Raw genomic sequence first — 20,031 nt, forward strand, 5'->3', positions numbered from 1 at the left:
CCCGGATCAACTATTCAGCAGGCGCCCTTCCCGTGTGCGAGAAGGGCGGCTGCTGAATAGTAGATTCCGGGCGCGGACCGACCGCCCGGCGGCTACTCCGCGTCGCTGAACCGCAGCAGCACCTTCCCGCTCTGCGACGAGTCCCGCGCCATGTCGAACGCCTCCAGGGCGTCGGCCGCGGCGTATTCGTGCGTCGTCACCGGGTCCGCGTAGAGGGAGCCGTCGGCCAGCGCCGCAATCACGTCATCGATCTCGTCGTTGAAGCGGAAGGAACCCGCCAGTTCCAACTCCCGGGTGATGGCCAGCGAGATCAGCGCCGGCTGCTCGCCCGAGGGCAGCAGTCCGACCATCACCACGCGGCCGCCGCGGGCCGCACCGCGCACGGCCGACGCCAGACCGTGATGGTTGCCGGACGACTCCAGGCAGATGTCTGCCTCGACCCCGGCGATCGCCTCGGCATCGGTCGCCAGCAGCGTGCGGCCGGCACCCACTTCCCGGGCGATGTCCAGCGGCTTCTCGTGCATGTCGACGGCGACGATCTCGCCCGCGCCGGCCCGCTTCAGCACCGCGATGATCAGGGCGCCGATCGGGCCGCAGCCGATGACCAGCACCCGCTTGCCGGCCACGTCTCCGGCCCGCGCGACGGCATGCCAGGCCACGCTGGCCGGCTCCACCAGGGCCGCCCGCCGCAACGGCAGCTTGGCGGGCAGTTCCCGCAGCATCCGCGTCGGCAGGTTCACGTAGCGGGCGAACGCGCCTTCGGTGTGCGGAAAACGTGCGGCGCTGCCCAGGTACGTGCAGCCCGGCGATAGGTTCGGGCGGTCCTCCGGGTACCTGGATCCGTCACCCGGCCCCGGCGTCGCCGGATGCACGGCGACGGCGGTGCCGGCGGCCGGTCCGCTGCCATCGGCCGCCGCCGCGGCCACGGTACCCACCACTTCATGGCCCAGCAGCATCGGCGCCTTCAGGATGGATTCGCCGGCGGCGCCGTGCTGCCAGTAGTGCAGGTCGGACCCGCAGATGCCGCCGTAGGCAATCTCGATCACGGCTTCGTCGGGCCCGGCCGGCGCCAGCGCGACCGGTTCGACGCGCAGATCACCGGCCGCGTGGGCCACCACGCCGAGGGACTGTGTTGGGAGGGAAGTCATGGAAACTGCCTTTCGCTGGTTGCAAAACTACGACGGCGGCGCACCGCCTTGGGTGCCCGCGCCCGCCGGCCCTGGGAACGCAGGCCTGGGCACGGACTTCGCTGAGGCCTTGGCGCGAACGTGTCGGCGGGATCAGACGACTGTGGTCATGCCGCCGTCGATAAACACCACCTGGCCGTTCACAAAGTTGGAGGCGTCGGAGGCCAGCCAGATGGCAGGTCCCACGATGTCCTCCACCGTGCCCCAGCGGTGCGCCGGGGTGCGGCCCAGGATCCAGGTGTTGAAGGCCTCGTCGTCCACCAGGTTCTGCGTCATCTCGGTGTGGATGTAGCCCGGCGCGATTGCGTTGATCTGCAGCCCGAGGCTGGCCCACTCGGCGGTCATCGCCCGGGTCAGGTTGCGGATGCCGCCCTTGGACGCCGTGTAGGGGGCGATGGTCGGACGGGCCAGGTCGGTCTGGACGGACGCGATGTTGATGATCTTCCCGGCGCCGCGTTCGATCATGTGCCGCGCGGCCTCGCGCCCCACCAGGAACGCGCTCGTCAGGTTGGTCCGCAGCACGCGCTCCCAGTCGTCGACGTCCAGGTCCAGCATCGGCACCCGGTGCTGGACGCCGGCGTTGTTGACCAGCACCCACAGGGGGCCCACTTCGCGCTCGACCCAGGCCACGCCGTCCGCCGCCGCCTGGGCGTCGGTGACGTCGAAGGCCCGGGCGTGGATCCGGTCTGCGCCGAACTCCGCGGCCAGCTCCGCGCGGGTGCCTTCCAGCCGTTCCTCATCCAGCCCGTTGAGCACCACGACGGCGCCGGCGGCGGCCAGCCCGCGGGCGATCGCCTTGCCGATCCCGCGGCTGGAGCCGGTCACCAGCGCCACCCGCGAGGAAATGTCGAACATGTTCACAGTCATTACTCTCCAAATGCGGACGGGACGGCCGCAGCCGCCCCGTCCATGTTGCCCAAGGTTGTTCTAGAAAGAGGTGGCGATCAGGTAGATGGCCAGTGCCAGGACAAAGCCGACGATGCCCACCAGCGCCTGGCCCACGGTCCACGTCTTCAGCGTGGTCTTGGTGTCCATCTGGAAGAACCGGCTGACCAGCCAGAAGCCCGAGTCGTTCACGTGGCCGGCGAACACCGAGCCGGCGGCCAGCGCCAGCACGATGGCGGCCAGTTCCACCGGGTTGAAGTCCGGGTTGCCCATGACGACCGGCTGGACCAGCGCGGCCGCGGTGGTCAGCGCGACCGTCGCGGAGCCCTGGGCCACGCGGACGACGGCGGCAATCACGAAGCCGGCGACGATGATCGGCAGCCCGATCGCGTCCAGCGAGCTGGCGATGGCGTTGCCGATGCCGCTCGAGCGCAGCACGCCGCCGAACATTCCGCCGGCGCCGGTGATCAGGATGATCGAGCAGACCGGGCCCAGGGCACTGTCCACAACGGTTTCCACGAGGCTGTGCTTCTTGCCCTGGCGGTGGCCCAGCAGCCACATGGCCAAAAGCACGGTGATCAGCAGGGCGATGGGGGTTTCACCGAGCGTCCGCAGGACCTGCACCCAGGTGTCCTCCAGCGAGACAACCTCGGCGGTGGCGAGCATGTTCAGGCCGGTGTTGAGGAAGATCAGCAGCAGCGGCAGCAGCAGCAGGAAGAAGATGGTGCCCAGCTTCGGGGCGGAGCGGAATTCGTTCTCCACCGAGCCCTTCGGGGCATCGAGGATGTCCGGCACGGCGATGTTGAACCGGCGGCCCAGGAAGTGGCCGAACAGGTAGCCCACCAGGTACCAGGTCGGGATGGCAATGACGAGGCCGAGGATCAGGACCAGCCCGACGTCGGCGCCCAGCAGGCCGGTGGCGGCCACAGGACCGGGGTGCGGCGGCACGAAGATGTGCATGACGGAGAAGGCGGTGGCTGCGGGGAACGCATAAGTGAGCAGCGATCCCCCGAGGCGTCGTGCCACGGTGAAGATGATCGGCAGCATGACCACGAGGCCCGCGTCGAAGAAGATCGGGAAACCGAACAGCAGCGACGCCACGGACAGCGCCAGCGGCGCGCGCTTCTCGCCGAACTTGTTGATCAACGCCTGCGTCATGACGTCCGCACCGCCGGAGACCTCCAGCATGCGCCCGAGCATGGCGCCCAGGCCGACCAGCAGGGCCACGCTGGCCAAGGTTCCGCCGAAGCCACCCAACAGCGTCGGCATAATGTCTGCGGCCGGAATGCCGGTGGCCACCGCGGTGAGCACGCTGACAATAATCAGCGACAGGAAAGCGTGCACGCGGAACCGCATGATCAGCACCAGCAGCAGCGCGATGGCTGCTACGGCGACCAGCAGGAGTCCCGCCGTGCCCAACGTCCAGTTGAGCTCGAGTTCGGTCATCATTGTCCTTCGTTGTATCGGACGGTCGCCCGACGGATTTTCGGGTCAACCGTTTCAGTTGTTTGGCTCAGTTGTTTCCCGCCCGCCGGCGCTAGCTTCCCGCCGGGTGGGCCGGGTCCTGCAGGTAGTGCTCCACCAGCACCGCAATCCGCTCGGGGGAATCGGTGACGGAGACCTCAAGGCCCGCCTCGTCGTCGCCGAGCGGTTCCAGCGTCTGGAACTGCGAATCCAGCAGTGTGGGGGGCATGTATTCGTGGTCGCGCCCGCTGATCCGCTTGGCAATCAGTTCCTGGCTGCCGGTGAGGTGAATGAACCGGGTCTGCGGCGCGAAGGAGCGGATGAGGTCGCGGTAGCTGCGCCTCAGCGCCGAGCATGCGACGACGGCGGTGGTTCCCTCGGCCAGTTTCTCTGCCATGACCTTGCCGATGGCGCTGAGCCAGGGGTGGCGGTCGGCGTCCGTCAACGGCTGGCCGGAGGCCATCTTTTCCTTGTTCGCCGCGCTGTGCAGGTCATCGCCGTCGATGAACTCAAGGCCGAGGTGCCGGGCGACCGCGCTGCCCACCGTGGATTTTCCGCATCCTTGGACGCCCATGACCACCAGGGGGGGATATTGCAGGGACATGGGCAGAACTCCTCAGACGCATCATTACATCTGATTTGGTGACCAATCTCTCGTCAATAAATCAGATTTATCCGGATCAAAGTACCACCGGCGGAGAGGCTCCGGCAAAACCGCAACCTTCCGTCGTCGACGGCGTCGATAACGAATCGGCCCTCGCTTGGCCCCGGCCCATACCCCCGGCGGGCATCCCGAGGCTACATTTGTCTTATACGGTGTCCGGCGCGGCTCCGGCTGCGGCGCCGCGGAGCCCGAGGAGGTCGGAATGTCTCTATCGGATGACGAACGGCAGCGCCTGGACAGGCTGGGGCAGCAACTGCAGAACGACGACCCGCGCCTGGCCCGCTCCCTGTCGGCCCGCGGCGTGCTGGTCTTCGGCCACGTTGTCGGGGCGGCAACCCTGCTGGCCTTGGCCGGCGCGCTCCTGCTGTTCATCGGCATAGCGGGGAATGCGCTGGTTCTGGCCATGCTGGGCCTCATCTGCCTGGCCGCGGGCGCCATCCGCGGCTGCGCCGATTTCGTGTCCCGCCACCGGCGCGGGTGAGAGCGGCCGCACTTGCCGATTTCGTGTCCCGACACCGGCGCGGCTGATAACGGCCGCAGCAGACACCTCGGCCGGGAACAATGCGAACCACGTCACTTTCGTTACCTCGCCATGTCACAGGGACGGTGCCCTAACACACCCCTTGATGTACTTTTGCTCAAGCGCGTTCATCGGGAACCGTGCACCCGCACGAGAAGAATGCCGCGGACGAGTTCGATTCAAAGGTGAAAGAGGTCTCCTGTGACACAGGATCAAATGGAAGCGGTCGCAGTCGCAGCGCAGCAGCAGCAGCCGGTCCGCAAATCGGCAGGGCACATTATTGTCGATTCATTGATGGCGCACGGCGTCGAACGCACGTACGTGGTTCCCGGCGAGAGCTACCTGGAAGTGTTGGACGGGCTCCACACTTCCAGCATCGACACCATCGTCTGCCGCCATGAGGGCGGCGCGGCCTACATGGCCGAGACAGACGGAAAGATGAACCAGCGGCCCGGCATCGCCATGGTCACCCGCGGGCCCGGCGCGGCCAACGCACACGTTGGCCTCCACACCGCCTGGCAGGACTCCACGCCCATGGTGCTGTTCGTGGGCCTGATCCCCTTCGAGCACCGTGACCGCGAAGCCTTCCAGGAATTCGACATCAAATCCTGGTTCGACACCGGCGCCAAACGGGTCATGGTGCTGGACCACCCCGAGCGGGCCTCGGAAATCGTCGCCGAGGCCATGTTTGCCGCCATGAGCGGGCGGCCGGGACCCGTCGTCGTCGGTCTTCCCGAAGACGTCATCCGCGAAGAAGTAGACGCCACGCTGCACCCGGTCATCCCGGTGGCGCAGGGCGGCATGACGGTCACGGATTGGAAGGCGCTCAAGACCGCGCTGAAGGACGCCGAGAAGCCGCTGTTCGTCGTCGGCGGCAATGACTGGACCCAGGAAGGGTCCAGCGCACTCACGACCTGGCTCGAAGAGCACAACATCGCGGCTGCCGTCGAATGGCGCTGCGAGGGCACCATCCCCTTCGACTCCCCCTCCTACGTGGGCCCCATTGGCTACGGCCGGCCGAAGCCCACCTACGACCTGCTCGAGGAAACCGACCTGCTGGTCTTCGTCGGCACCGTCCCGGGCGATGTCATCACCGACGGCTTCCTGGTCCGGCAGGACTGGTCGAAGAAGAACTTCCTGGTCACCATCGACCCGTCGCTGCGGGGCCGCTCCGGCCCCGTCTCCTACCAGATCGTGGCCAAGCCTGATGTCTTTGTCCGCGACCTGGTCATGATGGACCTGCCGGTGAAGGAAGAGTGGAAAGACTTCACCCAGCGCATGCGCGGCGAGCAGGTCAAGTTCGCCGCCCTGCCGCCGGCCGAGCCCGGCGACGGGCCCGCCCGAATGGACACCCTGATGGCCAACCTGGTCGCGGGCTTGCCGCGCGACGCCATGGTCACCCTCGGCGCCGGGGAGCACACCAACTGGGCGCACCGCTACTTCCCCACGCACGACTACGGCTCCATGCTGTCGGCCCGCAACGGTTCCATGGGTTACTCCGTCCCCTCCGCCATCGCCGCCTCGCTGGCTTACCCGGGACGGCGCGTGGTGACCATCGCCGGCGACGGCGAGTTCCTGATGAACGGGCAGGAACTGGCGACCGCCGCCCAGTACGGTGCCACCCCGCTGGTCATCGTCATGGACAACCAGGAATACGGCACCATCCGCACCCACCAGGAACGCTGGTACCCCGAGCGCATCTCCGGCACCCAGCTGAAGAATCCCGACTTCGCCCTGATGGCCCAGGCCTTCGGCGGCTTCGGCGTGAAAGTCGAGAAGGACGCGGACGTTCCCGCCGCCCTCGAAGCCGCCCTCAAGGCCATCGACGACGACAAGACCTTCGCCCTGATCCACTTGGTGGTCGAACAGCGGGTCAAGGCCTACTGACACCCGTCAGCTGGTCGCAGGCCGGTGGCCGGGGCGTCATGCCCCGGCCACCGGCGTTAACCGTGAAAAATGTTTCTCCCGAAAAAATCACGAAAGCGTAACCTTTCACCCTCTTCCTTCGATTAGTCGGGTGTAAGGGCGCGCCGCAGTAGCAGTACCGCGGCCGTGCCGAGCAACCTTTTGAGGAGATCCATGTCGAACCGTTTCCGCACCCTGAGCCTGCCCGCCAAGGGAGCCGCCCTGGCCGCCGTCATCGCCGTGGGAGGCGCCGGAGCCGCCGTGGCAGCACCCGCCCTGACCGCCGTCGGCAATTCGGAAACCGCGGTCACCACCCCGGCAGTCCCGGCCACCCCGGCCGTCCCCGCCAGCGAGGGTGAGAACGCAATCCCGGCGATCCCGGCCTCCCCCGCCGTGCCGGAAGTCCGGTCCGCAGCCGCAGGTGATGCCGAGGCCGACGTCACCGCCGGCGTAGACGGAGCAGAGGCTGACGCGGCGCTGGATGCAGAGGCCGAGGCCGGCACCGAGGAGAACGGCGCCGCCGCCGAGCTGCATTCGGGTGCCGCCGTTGCTCCGGCAGTCCCGGCCGTCCCGGGTGCCGACGGCGTGCCTGCCACTCCGGCCGTCCCTGCCGTTCCGGAGCTGCCGGTAACCGCCAACGCCAAGGCCGAGGCCGCGATCGACGCCCGCACGGAAGCCGCGGAAACGCGCGCCGAACTGCGTGGCGCCGCTTCGGTCACGGTAGAAGCCGGACAGTAATTCCCGTGGTACCGGGTGCGGCGCCTACACTGGGGGCGCCGCACCCGTCGCCCGCTGTCTGAAAGAACGTCGACTTGCCCCCATCACTTCCCGACGACATCGTGTTCGCGGCGCAGTCCGGAGATGCAGCTGCATTCGGCGAGATCTACACCGCGCTGGCACCCGGGCTCAATGGATACCTGAAGGTGCGCGGTGTGGAAGACCACGAAGGCGCAGTACAGGAAGTATTCCTCGCCCTCTTCTCCCGCATCCGGTCGGTGAACGGCGGGTTCCAGGGGCTGCGGACGCTGGCGTTCTCCATCGCCCATGCCCGCTACGTAGACGATGTCCGGCGCCGGGCCCGGCAGCCAGTGCTGTCGCCCTACGACCCGGATGCCGACGCCCGAGCGGTGGAGTCCGCCGAAACAACTGTCCTGGAGACGCTCGCCGAGAGCGATGTGGGACGCCAGCTCAAGGAGCTGAAGCCGGAGCAGCAGGAAGTGCTGATGCTGCGCGTGGTCGCCGGCCTGTCGATCGAACAGGTTGCCGAAATCATGGGCCGGAGCGCCGGCTCCATCAAACAATTGCAGCGGCGCGCCCTGCTTAAACTCAAATCCGTTCTGGAAAGGAAGGAGGTCCTGGTATGAACAGCGCTGAAATGTCCGACGACGACGCCGTCCGCCGGCTGCTGGACGAATCCGGGCTGGCTCCTTCTGCCCCGCTGGAGTCCACCTTGCTGGCCCTCCGCGCTGCCGGGGATGCACCCATCCCGGCCCCATCGCCCGAGGTGCTGGCTTACCTGACACCGGCCGCCGGCGCGGCGGCCGCGGGCGCGCAGGTCGTGCCGCTGCGGCGACGCCGCACGGTACGCGGCGCCCTTGTCCTCACGGCCGCGGTGGCCGCCACCGGGCTGGGAGTGTCCGGGGTCGCGGCCGCCAACCCCGACTTCCGGGCAGCCGCGGACCAGGCCGTCCGGCACGTCGTGGGCTTCCTCGCCCCGTCCGGCACCGGCCAGGAGACTCCCCAAAACCACTCCGTGCCCGGAGCCCCCGCCCACGCCCCAGCCGTAACGGGCGAGGTTTCGGTTGAGGAAGGCGGCTCCGGCTCGGCCGACACCGGCACCGATTCCCCGGCCGCTCCCGCTGCCCCGGCACATCCTGCTGCCCCCGCGACGCAGCCCGGGCACCAGGCGGAGCGGACCCCCGGTACCGATGATGCTGCCGGGCAGGATGCCAAACGTTCGCCGGGCACGCCGTCCCGGGACGTGCTCCCCGCGGTGCCGCCGCTGGAGGGCGGACTGCCGGATCCGTCCCTGGGCCAGCGCGACGGCAATCCCGGCAAGGACGCCCCGCGGAAAAAGCAGGACGCGCCCGTGCCCGCTTCCGGCCACCTTCCGACGCTGCAGCCCCTCCCCTCACCGGAGCGCTGACCGGCCACAGTCCGGCGCTCCGGCCACGCCGTTGCGTGACCGCTGCCCGACCGCCGGCCGTCCGCCGCCGTCGGGAATGACGGCGGTGATGCCCGCGGCCGAAGGCAATCCTCCGCCGCGGGCTCTTTCGGCAGGCGGGCGATAGTGGCAGAGTTGCGCAAGGGAACACCGTTCTGTCGGGTCGGGCAGGAGGATTCATGACCGCATCGCCGCTGGTACTTGGCCCGATGCTGCGCTATGTGGACCAGACGTCGGCCAGCATCTGGGTGGAGACCCGCGAAGCCGCCACCGTCGCCGTCGTAGTTCAGGGGCGCAGCTGGCAGGCAGGCACGTTCTCCGTGCGCGGCCACCATTACGCGCTGGTCGAGGCCGAGGGGCTGGAGCCAGGAAGCGTCACACCCTATCGGGTGGAGGTTGACGGCATGCCGGCCTGGCCGGAACCGGACTCGCCGTACCCTGCACCCGTGATCCGCACTCTCACGCCCGGACGCCCGCTCCGGCTGGCCTTTGGATCCTGCCGCACCAGCGTCGAGCATGACGCGGCCGGCAACAGGCAGCACGGCGTGGACGCGCTCCGGGCGTACGCGCTGCACCGTGCCGACGGCGCGGCCCGGCACGGGGACAAGGCCGGCACCGCGGACAGGACCGGGACCGGGGACGCGACGGGCGGGGCACTCGACGCGACCGGGACGGACTCAGCCTGGCCGGACCTGCTGCTCTTCCTCGGCGACCAGGTCTACGCGGACTCGACGTCCGAGGCGATGCAGGAGTTCATCCGCGCCCGCCGCGATATCAAGGAACCGCCCGGCGAAGAGCTGAAGGACTACGCGGAATACGCCCACCTGTACATGCTCGCGTGGTCGGACGGCGCCAACCGATGGCTGCTGTCTACGCTGCCCAGTGCGATGATCTTCGACGACCACGACATCCGCGACGACTGGAACGCCTCGCTGAGCTGGCGGCGGAAGATGGCCAAGAAGCCCTGGTGGCATGGCCGCATTGTCGCCGGCCTCGCGTCCTACTGGGTCTACCAGCATCTGGGCAACCTGTCCCCGGAGCAGCGTGCCGAGGACGAACTGTGGCAGCAGGTGGTGAACCATCCGGGCGACGGCGAACCGGACCTCAGCGACGCGCTGGAAGCTTTCGCGGAACGGGCGGACCGGCAGCCGGACACTTACCGCTGGAGCTTCACCCGCGACATCGGCGGTTCACGGCTGGTCGTGCTCGACTCGCGCGCTGCCCGTGACTTGCAGCCGGACCGGCGGACGCTGCTGGACGAGGAAGAAATGGCCTGGCTGGACAGCCAGCTCCAGGGCGGCTTCAAGCACCTGCTGATCGGGACCTCGCTGCCGTTCCTGCTCCCCAAGGGCCTGCACCACATCGAGTCCTGGAACGAGGCCCTCAGCGAAGGGGCGTGGGGCAAGCTGCCGGCGGCCGCCGGTGAACTGCTGCGGCAAGCCGTGGACCTGGAGCACTGGGCAGCCTTCCAGCGCACCTTCCACGAGGTGGCGGCCATGGTGCAGGAGGTGGCCGACGGCGGGCGCGGACCGGCGCCGGAGACCGTCACCTTCCTCTCGGGCGACGTGCACTTCTCCTATGTGACGGAGGTGGTGCGAGATTCGGGCAGCCGGATCGTCCAGGCCGTCTGCTCGCCCGTCCGCAACCCGCTGCCCCGCTTCCTGCGCTATTTCACCGCCGCCATGTCCTATGGCATCGCCGCTCCGGTGGGCGCGCTCGTAGCCCGTGGCGCGAAGGTTCCCGATCCGCCGTTCACGTGGAAGAGCCACATGCGGCCATGGTTCGACAACAACCTGGCCAGCCTGGAGGACTCCCCCGACGGCCTGAAGATCTGGTGGGAGAAGGGCGTGGTGCATGACGGCGACGATCTGCACCCGGGCCTTGAAGAGGTCGCCTCCCTGACCATCGCGCCGCAGGGCATTCGGATTTCGCGATAGCCCGATGGCGCGGTAGTCCGATGGCGCGATGAGGGCGTAGGCCAGCCCCGGCGGCTGTCCGGGGCGCGTCGTCCGCCCACTTACGCTGGTGATATGGAATCGCCGATCGACAGCTACTTGCGCACCCTGCACGCCGAGATCTCCGAACTCCGCGACGGGACGCCGTATCTGGTTGGTCCTGCCTCGGCGGTAGTCGATCCGGACGACTTCGGGATCTGCCTGGCTACCGTGGACGGCTACGTCTACGAGGTAGGCACCACCCGCAAGGAATTCACGCTGCAGTCGATCTCCAAGCCGTTCAGCTACGCGCTCGCGCTGGCCGAGCTTGGTTTCGACGCGGTGGATGAGAAGGTGGACGTGGAGCCCTCCGGGGACCCGTTCAACGAGATCTCCCTCGCCGCAGGCACCGGGCGGCCGGCCAACGCGATGATCAACGCGGGCGCGCTGGCGGTCACCGGGATGATCAAGGGCTCCGGCGGCCGGTCCGCGATCAAGCGGATCCTGAACACGTATTCCGGATTCGCCGGCCGGAAACTGAAGAGCAGTCCGCGCGTGTTCGAAGCCGAGCTGCGCAACAGCGACCGCAACCACGCACTGGCCTACCTGCTGAGCTCATTTGGCATCATCGAGGACAACCCCACCACCGCGTTGGAGAACTACCTGCGGCAGTGCTCGGTGCAGGTGACCTGCCGGGACCTGTCCATCATGGCCGCGACCTTGGCCAACGGCGGCACCAACCCCGTCACCGGCAACCACGTCATGGACATCGGGCCGGTGGAACGGGTGCTGTCGGTCATGATGACCTCGGGCATGTACGACGACGCCGGAGACTGGGTCACCAACGTGGGGATGCCGGCGAAGTCCGGGGTGGGAGGGGGCACCCTGGCGGTGCTTCCCGGCCAGGTCGGGCTCGCGGTGTTCTCCCCGCCGCTGGACGACCACGGCGGGTCGGTCCGCGGGATCGCCGTGAGCCGGCGGCTGTCCGAGGACATGGAGATGCATTTCGTGCGTTCCGCGCGTGCCGGGCGTTCCGCGATCCGCGCCAGCTACGACATCACCGTCGTTCCTTCCGGCATCCGCCGCACGGACGAGTCGGCCGAGGTGCTGCGGGAGAACGGCCATCGCGCGCAACTGATCGAGCTCAACGGCGACCTGCTGTTTGCCGGTACGGAATCGATGGTCCGGGAAATCAGCTCGCTCCCCGACGACGTAGAGCTGGTGGTCCTGGACCTGCGCCGCGTCGACGAAGTGGGCGGCGTGGCCCTGCGCATGTTCGCCCGCCTGGAGGAGATTCTGGCCGCGGACAACCGTGAACTGCTGCTGATCGATCCGGAGGACAGGCTCGCCGACGTCTTCATCGACACCGGGCGGCACGTGCCGGTCTTCGACACCCGCACCGGGGCCGTCGAGTTCTCCGAGAACCGCCTCATTGCCCGCTACGGAGATCCGCTGGGCTTGCCCACGTCGGTGCCGGTGGAGCAGTCGCTGGCCCTGGGCACCCTGCACGCGGACGAAATTGTCGCCCTGGTGGAACGCATGGAGCCCGCGAAGTACGAGGACGGCGAGATCGTCCGGCGGGTCGGCCAACGGTTTGGCGGGGTGTACTTCATTGTCTCCGGCCGGATCAGCACCATCGCCGCCGACTCCGAGGGACGGCGGGTCAAGCTGAGCACGCTCAGCGCCGGCATGACGTTCGGCGAACTGGCACTGGGCAGCGAAGACCGGCAGGAGACCACCGAGAAGGCGGACGGCCCGGTGGAACTCATGGTGCTCTCCGCGGAGGCGATCGAGGAACTGGAGGAGCAGGACCCGAAACTGGCGATGCGCCTGTGGAAGGCGCTCACCCGTGACGCCTACACGCGGGTGGACCAGTTCCTGCGCGAAACCGCCGTCCGGATCCGCGACTGACCGTCCGCGTCGGCCCGCTGCCGGCGGCCCAATGGGCATCCACCAGCGGGGATCAACTATAGTTACGGGCAGTCGTACCACCTGCCACATCGGCAACAGAAACCACACTAGCCTCGGTCTCTCCGTGTCTTGTTCCCGGCAGAGGTTACAGAAAGGAACGTGTGAACTTTTTCGAGTTTCTCGCGAAACGGGCCGACGACATGCTGGAAATGGGCATCGAGCATGCCATCCTCGTGGGCGTTGCGGTCATGCTCGCCACCGTGATCGGGGTCGGCCTGGGCATCGCGACTTATCGGCACGAACGGCCGCGCGAAACAGTCCTCGCGGTCACCGGTGCTTTCCTGACCGTCCCCTCCTTCGCGTTGTTCATCCTCCTGATCGGCCCCCTGGGCCTGGGCGCGCTGCCCGTCGTCGTCGCCCTCACCATGTATGGCCTGCTGCCCATCGTCCGCAACACCATCACCGGCCTGCGCGAAGTGGATCCTGCCATCGTGGAATCGGCCAAGGGCATGGGCATGAGCCGAACCCAGCGGCTGCTGAGGATCGAACTGCCGCTGGCGTGGCCGGTGATCATCACCGGCATCCGCGTCACCACCCTGGTCCTGCTGGGCATCGCTGCCATCGGCGCGATCGTACTGGGCCCCGGCTACGGAGAGCTGATCTTCACCGGCCTCGCCCGGGTGGGCACGCCGGTGGCTGTCAACATGGTCCTGGCCGGAACCCTCGGCGTGATTGTCCTCGCCATCCTGTTCGATCTGCTCTTCCACACCGTCCGCAAGCTGACTACCTCCAAAGGAATCCGATGACCGCTTCCGACCATCAGACCCCCCAGCCCAGGCCGGTCAAGATCCGCTTACAGAACCTGTCCAAGAGGTTTCCCGGACAGAAGGACAACGCGGTCGACGACCTGACCCTGGACATCCACGAGGGCGAGATCGTGGTGCTGGTCGGCCCGTCGGGATGCGGCAAGACCACTACCATGAAGATGATCAATCGGATCATCGAGCCCACCTCCGGCCGGATCATCCTGGACGGAGAGGACGTCACCACCACCGACCCGGACCAGCTCCGCCGCCGCATTGGCTACGTCATTCAGCAGGTCGGCCTGTTCCCGCACATGACCATCGGCGAAAACGTGGCCACCGTGCCCAAGCTGTTGGGCTGGGACGCCAAACGGATTTCCGCTCGGGTGGACGAATTGCTGGACATGGTCAACATGCCGCCGTCGACGTACCGCAACCGCTACCCCAAGGAGCTCTCCGGCGGGCAGCGGCAACGGGTAGGGGTGGCACGCGCTCTGGGTGCAGACCCGGAAGTGATGCTGATGGACGAACCGTTCGGGGCGATAGACCCGATCACCCGGGACCGGCTGCAGAACGAATTCCTGCGCCTGCAGTCGGAGGTGCGCAAGACCATCGTGTTCGTCACGCATGACATCGATGAAGCAATCAAGATGGGCGACCGGATCGCCATCCTGCAGGACCGCTCCCGGATTGCCCAGTACGACACCCCGGAGCAGATCCTGACCGCCCCTGCCAATGATTTCGTCTCCGACTTCATCGGCAACGGCGCCTCCCTGAAGCGGCTGAACCTCAGCCGCGTGGCCGACATCGAGCTGACCCAGTGGCCGACCGTCCGGCTGGACACCCCGGCCGAGGACGCGCTGGAGCAGTTGCGGCGCAGCGACCGCTCCGCGCTCCTGGTGCTCGACCACGCCGGCCGGCCCCGCCGCTGGGTGGGTGCGGACGACCTGCATCGGGCAGGCACACGCGCGCTGGACGAGGTGGGGCTGCCGCCGGAAGCCATGGTGGAACCCCGCGCAACCCTGTCCGATGCCCTCAACGAGCTCATCACCGCCCGGTACAGCGTGACCATCGTGGTGGACTCGCACGGTGTCTACCAGGGCGTGGTGGATATCGAACAGATCAACGAGGCCATCCGCGCCATGCGGGACACGGCGGTCACTCGAGCCCGGGCCGGTCTGGGCGAGGTGGCCGAAGCCGTACAGGCGGGTGGCTGACGTGGCCGCTGCCGCACCACAGCACACGGTGCACGACCAAGACGTTGCGGTCCAGCCACCGGCCAGGACGCGTCGCAGGACCCTGACCGGTTACCTGCTGGTGCCGGCCATCCTGGCGCTGGCCTGCCTGGCGCTGTACCTGTATGTCGGCTCGCAGGAACTGGACAGCATCGAGGCGCGTGCCCTGGCCCCGGCCAACCTGGCCGCCGCCCTAGGCCGGCACCTGCAGCTGACCGCGGTCTCTACCCTGCTGACCCTGGTCATCGCGGTGCCGTTGGGCATCCTGTTCACGCGCCCGGCCATGCACCGGGTCCGCCCCTACCTGATCACCCTACTGACCCTGGGACAGGCGGTTCCGACCATCGCCGTGTTGGTCCTGCTGGCCGTGGCTTTCCTGTTCCTGGGTTTCCAGGCCGCCATCGTGGGCTTGGTGCTTTACGCCATCATCCCGGTACTGCTCAACACCATGGTGGGCCTGGAGCAGGTCGACGAATCCGTGCTGGAAGCCGGGCGGGGCATGGGCATCTCCAAGTTCGGCGTCCTGCACCGGCTCGAACTGCCCCTCGCGGTGCCGATCATGCTGGCCGGCGTTCGCACCGCACTGGTCATCAACGTGGGTACGGCCACCCTGGTGACCTACATCAACGCGGGCGGACTCGGGGACATCATCGTGGCCGGGCTGTCCACCAACCGCGTCCTGGTGCAGATTGTCGGCGCCGCGCTCACAGCGGTGCTGGCACTGCTGATCGACTACCTGGCGAGCATTGCCGAAGACTTCCTGCGCCCGAAAGGGCTCTAGGCCATCCCCTGCATGACGAAAGAGGAATGATGAAAGCGAATAGTTCACGGAAGACGGCGTTCGCCGCGTTTGGCGCCGGAGTGGCCCTGCTCCTGACGGCCTGCGGCGGCGGCGACGCCGCCGAGGCGTCGGGCGACGGCGAGCTCGCGGGCGCGCAATTGACGGCGGGCTCCAAGGAATTCACCGAATCCATCCTGCTGGCCCAGATCGCGACCGTCGCGCTTGAGGATGCCGGTGCCACCGTCGAGGACAAGACGGGCATCTCCGGCAGCGCTACCGTGCGCGAGGCCCTGCAGTCGAGCCAGGTGGACTTCTACTGGGATTACACCGGAACCGGCTGGGTCAATGTCCTCGGCCACACCACCGAGGACGTGCCGGAAGATCTCTACGCAGCCGTCGCGAAGGAAGACGCGGAGAACGGCGTCGCCTGGCTGGAACCGGCGCCGTTCGAGAACACCTACCGGATCGCCGCCAAGAAGGAGTTCGCGGAGGCCGAAGGCATCACCAACATGACCGAAGCCGCCGCGTTCATCCAGAAAAACCCGGACCAGGGTGCCGTCTGCGCCGCCAGCGAGTTCATCAACCGCGACGACGGCCTCCCGGGCCTGGAGAAGGCGTACGGTTTTGAGTTCAGCAAGGTAGTGGAGCTGGACCTGAACCTCATCTACACACAGGTCGGCGGATCCTGCCAGTTCGGCGAAGTCTTCTCCACCGATGCCCGGGTCATCTCCAACGAACTGACCGTGTTGGAGGACGACAAGGAATTCTTCGTCCCGTACCAGGGCTCCATGACCCTGCGCCAGGAAACCCTGGACGAGTACCCGGCCATTGCGGAGATCATGGCACCGATCAGCGCCGCACTGACCAATGAAGTTATCACCGAGCTCAATGGCCGGGTGGACAACGACGGCGAGGATCCCCGCGACGTCGCCGAGGAGTGGCTGCAGGAGCAGGGCCTGGTGGGCTAGCCACCGGACCTTGCCCCCGCACAACGGCCAGCGGCCGCCGGTCACCACGACCGGCGGCCGCTTGGCGTATCAGGCCTCCGCGAAACGTCCCACCGTCTTCTGCGCATCGATCCCCGGCAGGGCGGCGGCGAAGATGCGGTAGTAAGCGAGTTCCTCGCGGGTCCGCACCGGCGGATCCAGCACGCCTGCCTCCTGCTCGAGCTCGGCTTCGCTGACCGAGGCTTCGAAGTGTTCGCGGAGCACGTCGTTCATGCCGGTGCCCTCGCCGAACTGCTCCTTCGGCCGCCAGAGCACCTCGTGCGGAACCATCCCGTCAAAGGCCTTGCGCAACAGCCATTTGGCGGGCCGCTCCGGTCCCGTCAACTTCCACGCCGGCGGCAACGCCAAGGCCAGTTCCACCATGTCCAGGTCCAGGAAAGGCAACCGCGGCTCGATCCCGTGCGCACCGGCCACCCGGTCCACCCGCTGCAGTCCCCCGATGGGCATGCCTTCGATGGTCTCCAGCAGGTCTTCGTGCAGCGCCTCGCCGGAGTCATGGCGGCCGTAGTGCGAGTAGCCGGCGAACAGCTCGTCGGCTCCCTCGCCCACCAGCACAATCTTCACGTGTTCGGCGGCCAGCTGGGACACCAGGAAGTTCGGCACCGCACTGTGCACCAGCGTCGGGTCAAAGGACTCAAGTTCCGCGATCACCTGCGGTACCAGCGCGATCGCATCCTCGGCGGTGTAGACCAGCTCGTGGTGCTCGGTCCCCGCGGCGGCCGCCATCACCCGGGCGGCGAGCAGGTCGGCGCTTCCCTCCAGCCCGACGGCGAACGTATTCAAAACCTTCCCGCGCTCGGCGGCCTTGCGGGCCGCCACGGCCGTGACGATGCTGGAGTCCACCCCGCCGGACAACAGGACGCCCACCGGCACGTCGGCCTCCAGGTTGCGCTCCACCGCCCGGACCAGGGTGTCGCGCAGGGCATCGAAGACCCACTGCGGGGGATCCTCGTCCGGCCGCCGGCTCTTGAGCAGCACCGGGGCGCCGGCCGGGAAGACGGGCCCTGCCATCAGGCCGTCCTCCGGTGTCCAGGCATGGCCGGGCGGAAACGGCTCCACGAAAGGCCGCCACTCGTCGTCGAACGCCTTCATTTCGGAGGCAAACAGCACGGTTTCTTCGCGCCGCGCCCAGTACAACGGGGACAATCCGAGCAGGTCCCTGGCCGCGACGAAACGCCCGTCATCGCCGGCGATCACCAAGGCGAACGGACCCCAGAGCTTGTCGAAGGCGGCGACGCCTAGCTCCTCGTACAGCCGAAGCGCGGCCTCCAGGTCGGACCGGGTCCGGAAACCCTCCTGCCCGAGCCGGTCGCGGATCCGGCGGTAGTTGTAGATCTCGCCGTCGCCCACCAGCCACGCGTCGCCGTCCCGGCCGGCCAGGGGTTGCTGCCCGTTCTCCGGATCGACGATGGACAGCTGCCGGCTGCCGAGCCAGGACCTGCCCACCCGGCGCGACCCCGATCCGTCCGGCCCACGGTGTGCCAGCCGGTCCAGCATCCGTTCGCCCGCTGTCGCATCGAACTCCCCGTGGGCAGCCACTATCCCTGACATCTGCATCCCGCCTTCGCGCTTGTTCAACAAATCCGGCGCCGCATGCGGCCGGGCTCTGTCCGCCCCAGGCGCTGCGACGCGACTTCTCCAGCATAGCCAGCCGACTCATGCCCTCCCCGCCGGTCGTGGACCAGGCCGAGAGGCTCGACGTTTCCTGGCCGTGGAGCCGGCGCGGTCCGGACCACCCGCCGTCGCTCTCTAGACTGGTAGGCATGACTGCAACGCTGGTGGCCAAGGACCTCTCGGGCGGCCACGGCCACCGCACCCTGTTCTCCAACCTGAACCTGACCGTCGCGCCGGGCGACGTCGTCGGGGTGGTCGGCGCCAACGGTGCCGGCAAGACCACGCTGCTGCGGATCCTGGCGGGCGCGGACGCACCGCTGGCGGGGTCCGTGAGCACGGCGCCCTCGGACGCCTTTGTCGGCTGGCTGCCGCAGGAACACGAGCGGATTCCCGGCGAGACCATCGCCGCCTACCTTGACCGCCGCACGGGTGCCGCGGCCGCCACCGCCGCCATGGAAGCCGCGGCCGAGGCGCTGGGGTCCGGCTCCAAGCAGGCCGGCGATGCCTACGCCGCCGCCCTGGACCATTGGATGGCCAGCGGGGCGGCGGACCTGGAGGACAGGATCCCGCCCATGCTGGCCGAGCTCGGCCTGGACGTCGGCCCGGACGCCCCGATGACCGGGCTTTCCGGCGGCCAGGCCGCACGCGCCGCCTTGGCGGCCCTGCTGCTGAGCCGGTTCGACGTGGTCCTGCTGGATGAGCCCACCAACGATCTGGACCTGGCCGGGCTGGCCCGGCTGGAGTCGTTCGTCCAGGGCCTGCGCGGCGGCGCGGTGCTCGTCTCCCACGACCGCGAGTTCCTGGCCCGCTGCGTGACCACCGTGGTGGAGCTGGACCTGGCCCAGAACAAGGTGGCGGTGTACGACGGCGGCTACGATGCCTTCCTGGAGGAGCGGGCCGTGGCGCGCCGCCACGCCCGCGACGCCTACGACGAGTTCGCGGAGAAGAAGGCGGACCTCGTGTCCCGGGCGCGGACCCAGCGCGAGTGGAGCTCCCAGGGCGTCCGGAACGCCATGAAGAAGAATCCGGACAACGACAAGATCCGCCGCAAGGCCAGCACGGAGTCCTCCGAAAAGCAGGCGCAGAAGGTGCGGCAAATGGAATCCCGCATCGCCCGCCTGGACGAAGTGGAGGAGCCCCGCAAGGAGTGGCAGCTGCAGTTCAGCATCGGCGCCGCCCCGCGCTCCAGCTCGGTGGTCGCCACCTTAAACCAGGCCACCGTCCGCCGCGACGCCTTCACGCTCGGCCCGGTCTCGCTCCAGGTCAACGCCGGCGAGCGCATCGGCATCACCGGCCCCAACGGCGCGGGAAAATCCACCCTGCTGCGCCTCCTGCTGGGACATCAGCAGCCCGACGACGGCGCCGCGGGGCTGGGTGCCAGCGTCGCCATCGGCGAGATCGACCAGGCGCGCGGCCAGCTCGCGGAGGACCGGCCGCTCGGTACCGCCTTCGAAGCACTGGTCCCGGACTACAGCCAGGCCGAGGTCCGCACGCTGCTGGCAAAGTTCGGCCTCAAGGCCGACCAGGTGTCCAGTGCCGTCGGCGCCCTCTCCCCCGGCGAGCGCACACGGGCCGCCCTCGCCCTGCTGCAGGCCCGCGGCGTGAACCTGCTGGTCCTCGACGAACCCACCAACCACTTGGACCTGCCCGCCATCGAACAGCTGGAGCAGGCGCTGGACAGCTACGACGGCACGCTGCTGCTGGTCTCGCATGACCGCCGGCTGCTGGAAAACGTCCGGCTGGACACCCGCTGGGACGTCGACGCCGGCCGGGTCACCGTCCGCTGAGTCCCTGACGTAGCCAGGCTCTTCCTGCCCCGGCACACCAGGCGAAAAGCTTTCCGCTACCCCTTGACCTGTGGTCGCCAGCGGAGTAACTTCTTAGTCAACCGAAAGGTTGATCAAAGGAAGAGTTGAATAACGTGACTGGTAGTAGCGACGAGGCACTCCTGGACAGG

General features: G+C 68.1%; 17 protein-coding genes. 12 read left to right on the forward strand and 5 right to left on the reverse strand.

Annotated elements, in window-relative coordinates; genetic code table 11:
• Positions 1-92 precede the first annotated feature (92 nt).
• The 4 genes from AC5RTY_RS14705 to AC5RTY_RS14720 form a co-directional block, all read right to left on the reverse strand.
• Entirely contained in the window at positions 93-1,148 is a 1,056-nt protein-coding gene (locus tag AC5RTY_RS14705; RefSeq protein ID WP_494139783.1) for an L-idonate 5-dehydrogenase, read from the reverse strand.
• Between the two features lie 132 nt (positions 1,149-1,280).
• Positions 1,281-2,054: an SDR family oxidoreductase gene (locus tag AC5RTY_RS14710; protein WP_494023556.1), complete on the reverse strand. Its 774-nt coding sequence runs from the start codon at positions 2,052-2,054 to the stop codon at positions 1,281-1,283.
• Between the two features lie 60 nt (positions 2,055-2,114).
• Positions 2,115-3,521: a GntP family permease gene (locus AC5RTY_RS14715; RefSeq protein ID WP_494073505.1), complete on the reverse strand. Its 1,407-nt coding sequence runs from the start codon at positions 3,519-3,521 to the stop codon at positions 2,115-2,117.
• A gap of 88 nt (positions 3,522-3,609) precedes the next feature.
• Positions 3,610-4,140, reverse strand: a complete 531-nt coding sequence (locus tag AC5RTY_RS14720) for a gluconokinase (protein WP_494139784.1) — start codon at positions 4,138-4,140, stop codon at positions 3,610-3,612.
• A 262-nt stretch (positions 4,141-4,402) separates the two neighbouring features.
• On the opposite strand from AC5RTY_RS14720, the gene AC5RTY_RS14725 reads away from it, so the two are divergent.
• From AC5RTY_RS14725 to AC5RTY_RS14775, 11 genes are all read left to right on the forward strand, one after another.
• Positions 4,403-4,681 carry a DUF3040 domain-containing protein gene (locus tag AC5RTY_RS14725; protein WP_494001589.1) on the forward strand — a complete coding sequence of 93 codons (279 nt, stop codon included), beginning with the start codon at positions 4,403-4,405 and terminating at the stop codon, positions 4,679-4,681.
• 255 nt (positions 4,682-4,936) lie between these two features.
• Positions 4,937-6,607, forward strand: coding sequence for a thiamine pyrophosphate-dependent enzyme (locus tag AC5RTY_RS14730; protein WP_494139887.1), 1,671 nt, complete (start codon positions 4,937-4,939; stop codon positions 6,605-6,607).
• 192 nt (positions 6,608-6,799) lie between these two features.
• Positions 6,800-7,363, forward strand: a complete 564-nt coding sequence (locus tag AC5RTY_RS14735; RefSeq protein ID WP_494023551.1) for a hypothetical protein — start codon at positions 6,800-6,802, stop codon at positions 7,361-7,363.
• Positions 7,364-7,437: 74 nt separating this feature from the next.
• Positions 7,438-7,989, forward strand: coding sequence for an RNA polymerase sigma factor (locus AC5RTY_RS14740; protein ID WP_494001591.1), 552 nt, complete (start codon positions 7,438-7,440; stop codon positions 7,987-7,989).
• Positions 7,986-8,771: a hypothetical protein gene (locus AC5RTY_RS14745; RefSeq protein ID WP_494139785.1), complete on the forward strand. Its 786-nt coding sequence runs from the start codon at positions 7,986-7,988 to the stop codon at positions 8,769-8,771. Before AC5RTY_RS14740 ends, AC5RTY_RS14745 begins: the two co-directional genes overlap by 4 nt.
• Positions 8,772-8,968: 197 nt before the next feature.
• Positions 8,969-10,726, forward strand: a complete 1,758-nt coding sequence (locus tag AC5RTY_RS14750; RefSeq protein ID WP_494139786.1) for an alkaline phosphatase D family protein — start codon at positions 8,969-8,971, stop codon at positions 10,724-10,726.
• 93 nt (positions 10,727-10,819) lie between these two features.
• Positions 10,820-12,634: a glutaminase A gene (gene glsA / locus AC5RTY_RS14755; protein WP_494023547.1), complete on the forward strand. Its 1,815-nt coding sequence runs from the start codon at positions 10,820-10,822 to the stop codon at positions 12,632-12,634.
• A 161-nt stretch (positions 12,635-12,795) separates the two neighbouring features.
• The gene (locus tag AC5RTY_RS14760) at positions 12,796-13,440 is read left to right on the forward strand and encodes an ABC transporter permease (protein ID WP_494014493.1); all 645 of its coding nucleotides are present in this window, start codon (positions 12,796-12,798) and stop codon (positions 13,438-13,440) included.
• Positions 13,437-14,654, forward strand: a complete 1,218-nt coding sequence (locus AC5RTY_RS14765; protein WP_494001596.1) for an ABC transporter ATP-binding protein — start codon at positions 13,437-13,439, stop codon at positions 14,652-14,654. Before AC5RTY_RS14760 ends, AC5RTY_RS14765 begins: the two co-directional genes overlap by 4 nt.
• A gap of 1 nt (position 14,655) precedes the next feature.
• A complete protein-coding gene (locus tag AC5RTY_RS14770; protein WP_494139787.1) occupies positions 14,656-15,453 on the forward strand; it encodes an ABC transporter permease in 798 nt (265 codons plus the stop codon).
• A gap of 29 nt (positions 15,454-15,482) precedes the next feature.
• Positions 15,483-16,421 (forward strand): glycine betaine ABC transporter substrate-binding protein, encoded by a 939-nt coding sequence (locus AC5RTY_RS14775; RefSeq protein WP_494139788.1) that lies wholly within the window; start codon positions 15,483-15,485, stop codon positions 16,419-16,421.
• Positions 16,422-16,490: 69 nt separating this feature from the next.
• Here the strand turns inward: AC5RTY_RS14775 and asnB are convergent, their stop codons facing one another.
• Positions 16,491-18,011, reverse strand: coding sequence for an asparagine synthase (glutamine-hydrolyzing) (gene asnB / locus AC5RTY_RS14780; RefSeq protein ID WP_494139789.1), 1,521 nt, complete (start codon positions 18,009-18,011; stop codon positions 16,491-16,493).
• Between the two features lie 212 nt (positions 18,012-18,223).
• Between asnB and abc-f the strand changes: the two genes are divergently transcribed.
• Positions 18,224-19,861 (forward strand): ribosomal protection-like ABC-F family protein, encoded by a 1,638-nt coding sequence (abc-f, locus tag AC5RTY_RS14785; RefSeq protein WP_494076684.1) that lies wholly within the window; start codon positions 18,224-18,226, stop codon positions 19,859-19,861.
• The last annotated feature ends 170 nt before the right edge of the window (positions 19,862-20,031 follow it).

The sequence above is a fragment of the Arthrobacter sp. Y3224055 genome (assembly GCF_059090825.1).

Coding starts and splice junctions, on each gene's coding strand:
- AC5RTY_RS14705 (WP_494139783.1), bottom strand. CDS start 1,148: ATGACTTCCCTCCCAACACAGTCCCTCGGCGTGGTGGCCCACGCGGCC.
- AC5RTY_RS14710 (WP_494023556.1), bottom strand. CDS start 2,054: ATGACTGTGAACATGTTCGACATTTCCTCGCGGGTGGCGCTGGTGACC.
- AC5RTY_RS14715 (WP_494073505.1), bottom strand. CDS start 3,521: ATGATGACCGAACTCGAGCTCAACTGGACGTTGGGCACGGCGGGACTC.
- AC5RTY_RS14720 (WP_494139784.1), bottom strand. CDS start 4,140: ATGTCCCTGCAATATCCCCCCCTGGTGGTCATGGGCGTCCAAGGATGC.
- AC5RTY_RS14725 (WP_494001589.1), top strand. CDS start 4,403: ATGTCTCTATCGGATGACGAACGGCAGCGCCTGGACAGGCTGGGGCAG.
- AC5RTY_RS14730 (WP_494139887.1), top strand. CDS start 4,937: ATGGAAGCGGTCGCAGTCGCAGCGCAGCAGCAGCAGCCGGTCCGCAAA.
- AC5RTY_RS14735 (WP_494023551.1), top strand. CDS start 6,800: ATGTCGAACCGTTTCCGCACCCTGAGCCTGCCCGCCAAGGGAGCCGCC.
- AC5RTY_RS14745 (WP_494139785.1), top strand. CDS start 7,986: ATGAACAGCGCTGAAATGTCCGACGACGACGCCGTCCGCCGGCTGCTG.
- AC5RTY_RS14750 (WP_494139786.1), top strand. CDS start 8,969: ATGACCGCATCGCCGCTGGTACTTGGCCCGATGCTGCGCTATGTGGAC.
- glsA (WP_494023547.1), top strand. CDS start 10,820: ATGGAATCGCCGATCGACAGCTACTTGCGCACCCTGCACGCCGAGATC.
- AC5RTY_RS14765 (WP_494001596.1), top strand. CDS start 13,437: ATGACCGCTTCCGACCATCAGACCCCCCAGCCCAGGCCGGTCAAGATC.
- AC5RTY_RS14775 (WP_494139788.1), top strand. CDS start 15,483: ATGAAAGCGAATAGTTCACGGAAGACGGCGTTCGCCGCGTTTGGCGCC.
- asnB (WP_494139789.1), bottom strand. CDS start 18,011: ATGTCAGGGATAGTGGCTGCCCACGGGGAGTTCGATGCGACAGCGGGC.
- abc-f (WP_494076684.1), top strand. CDS start 18,224: ATGACTGCAACGCTGGTGGCCAAGGACCTCTCGGGCGGCCACGGCCAC.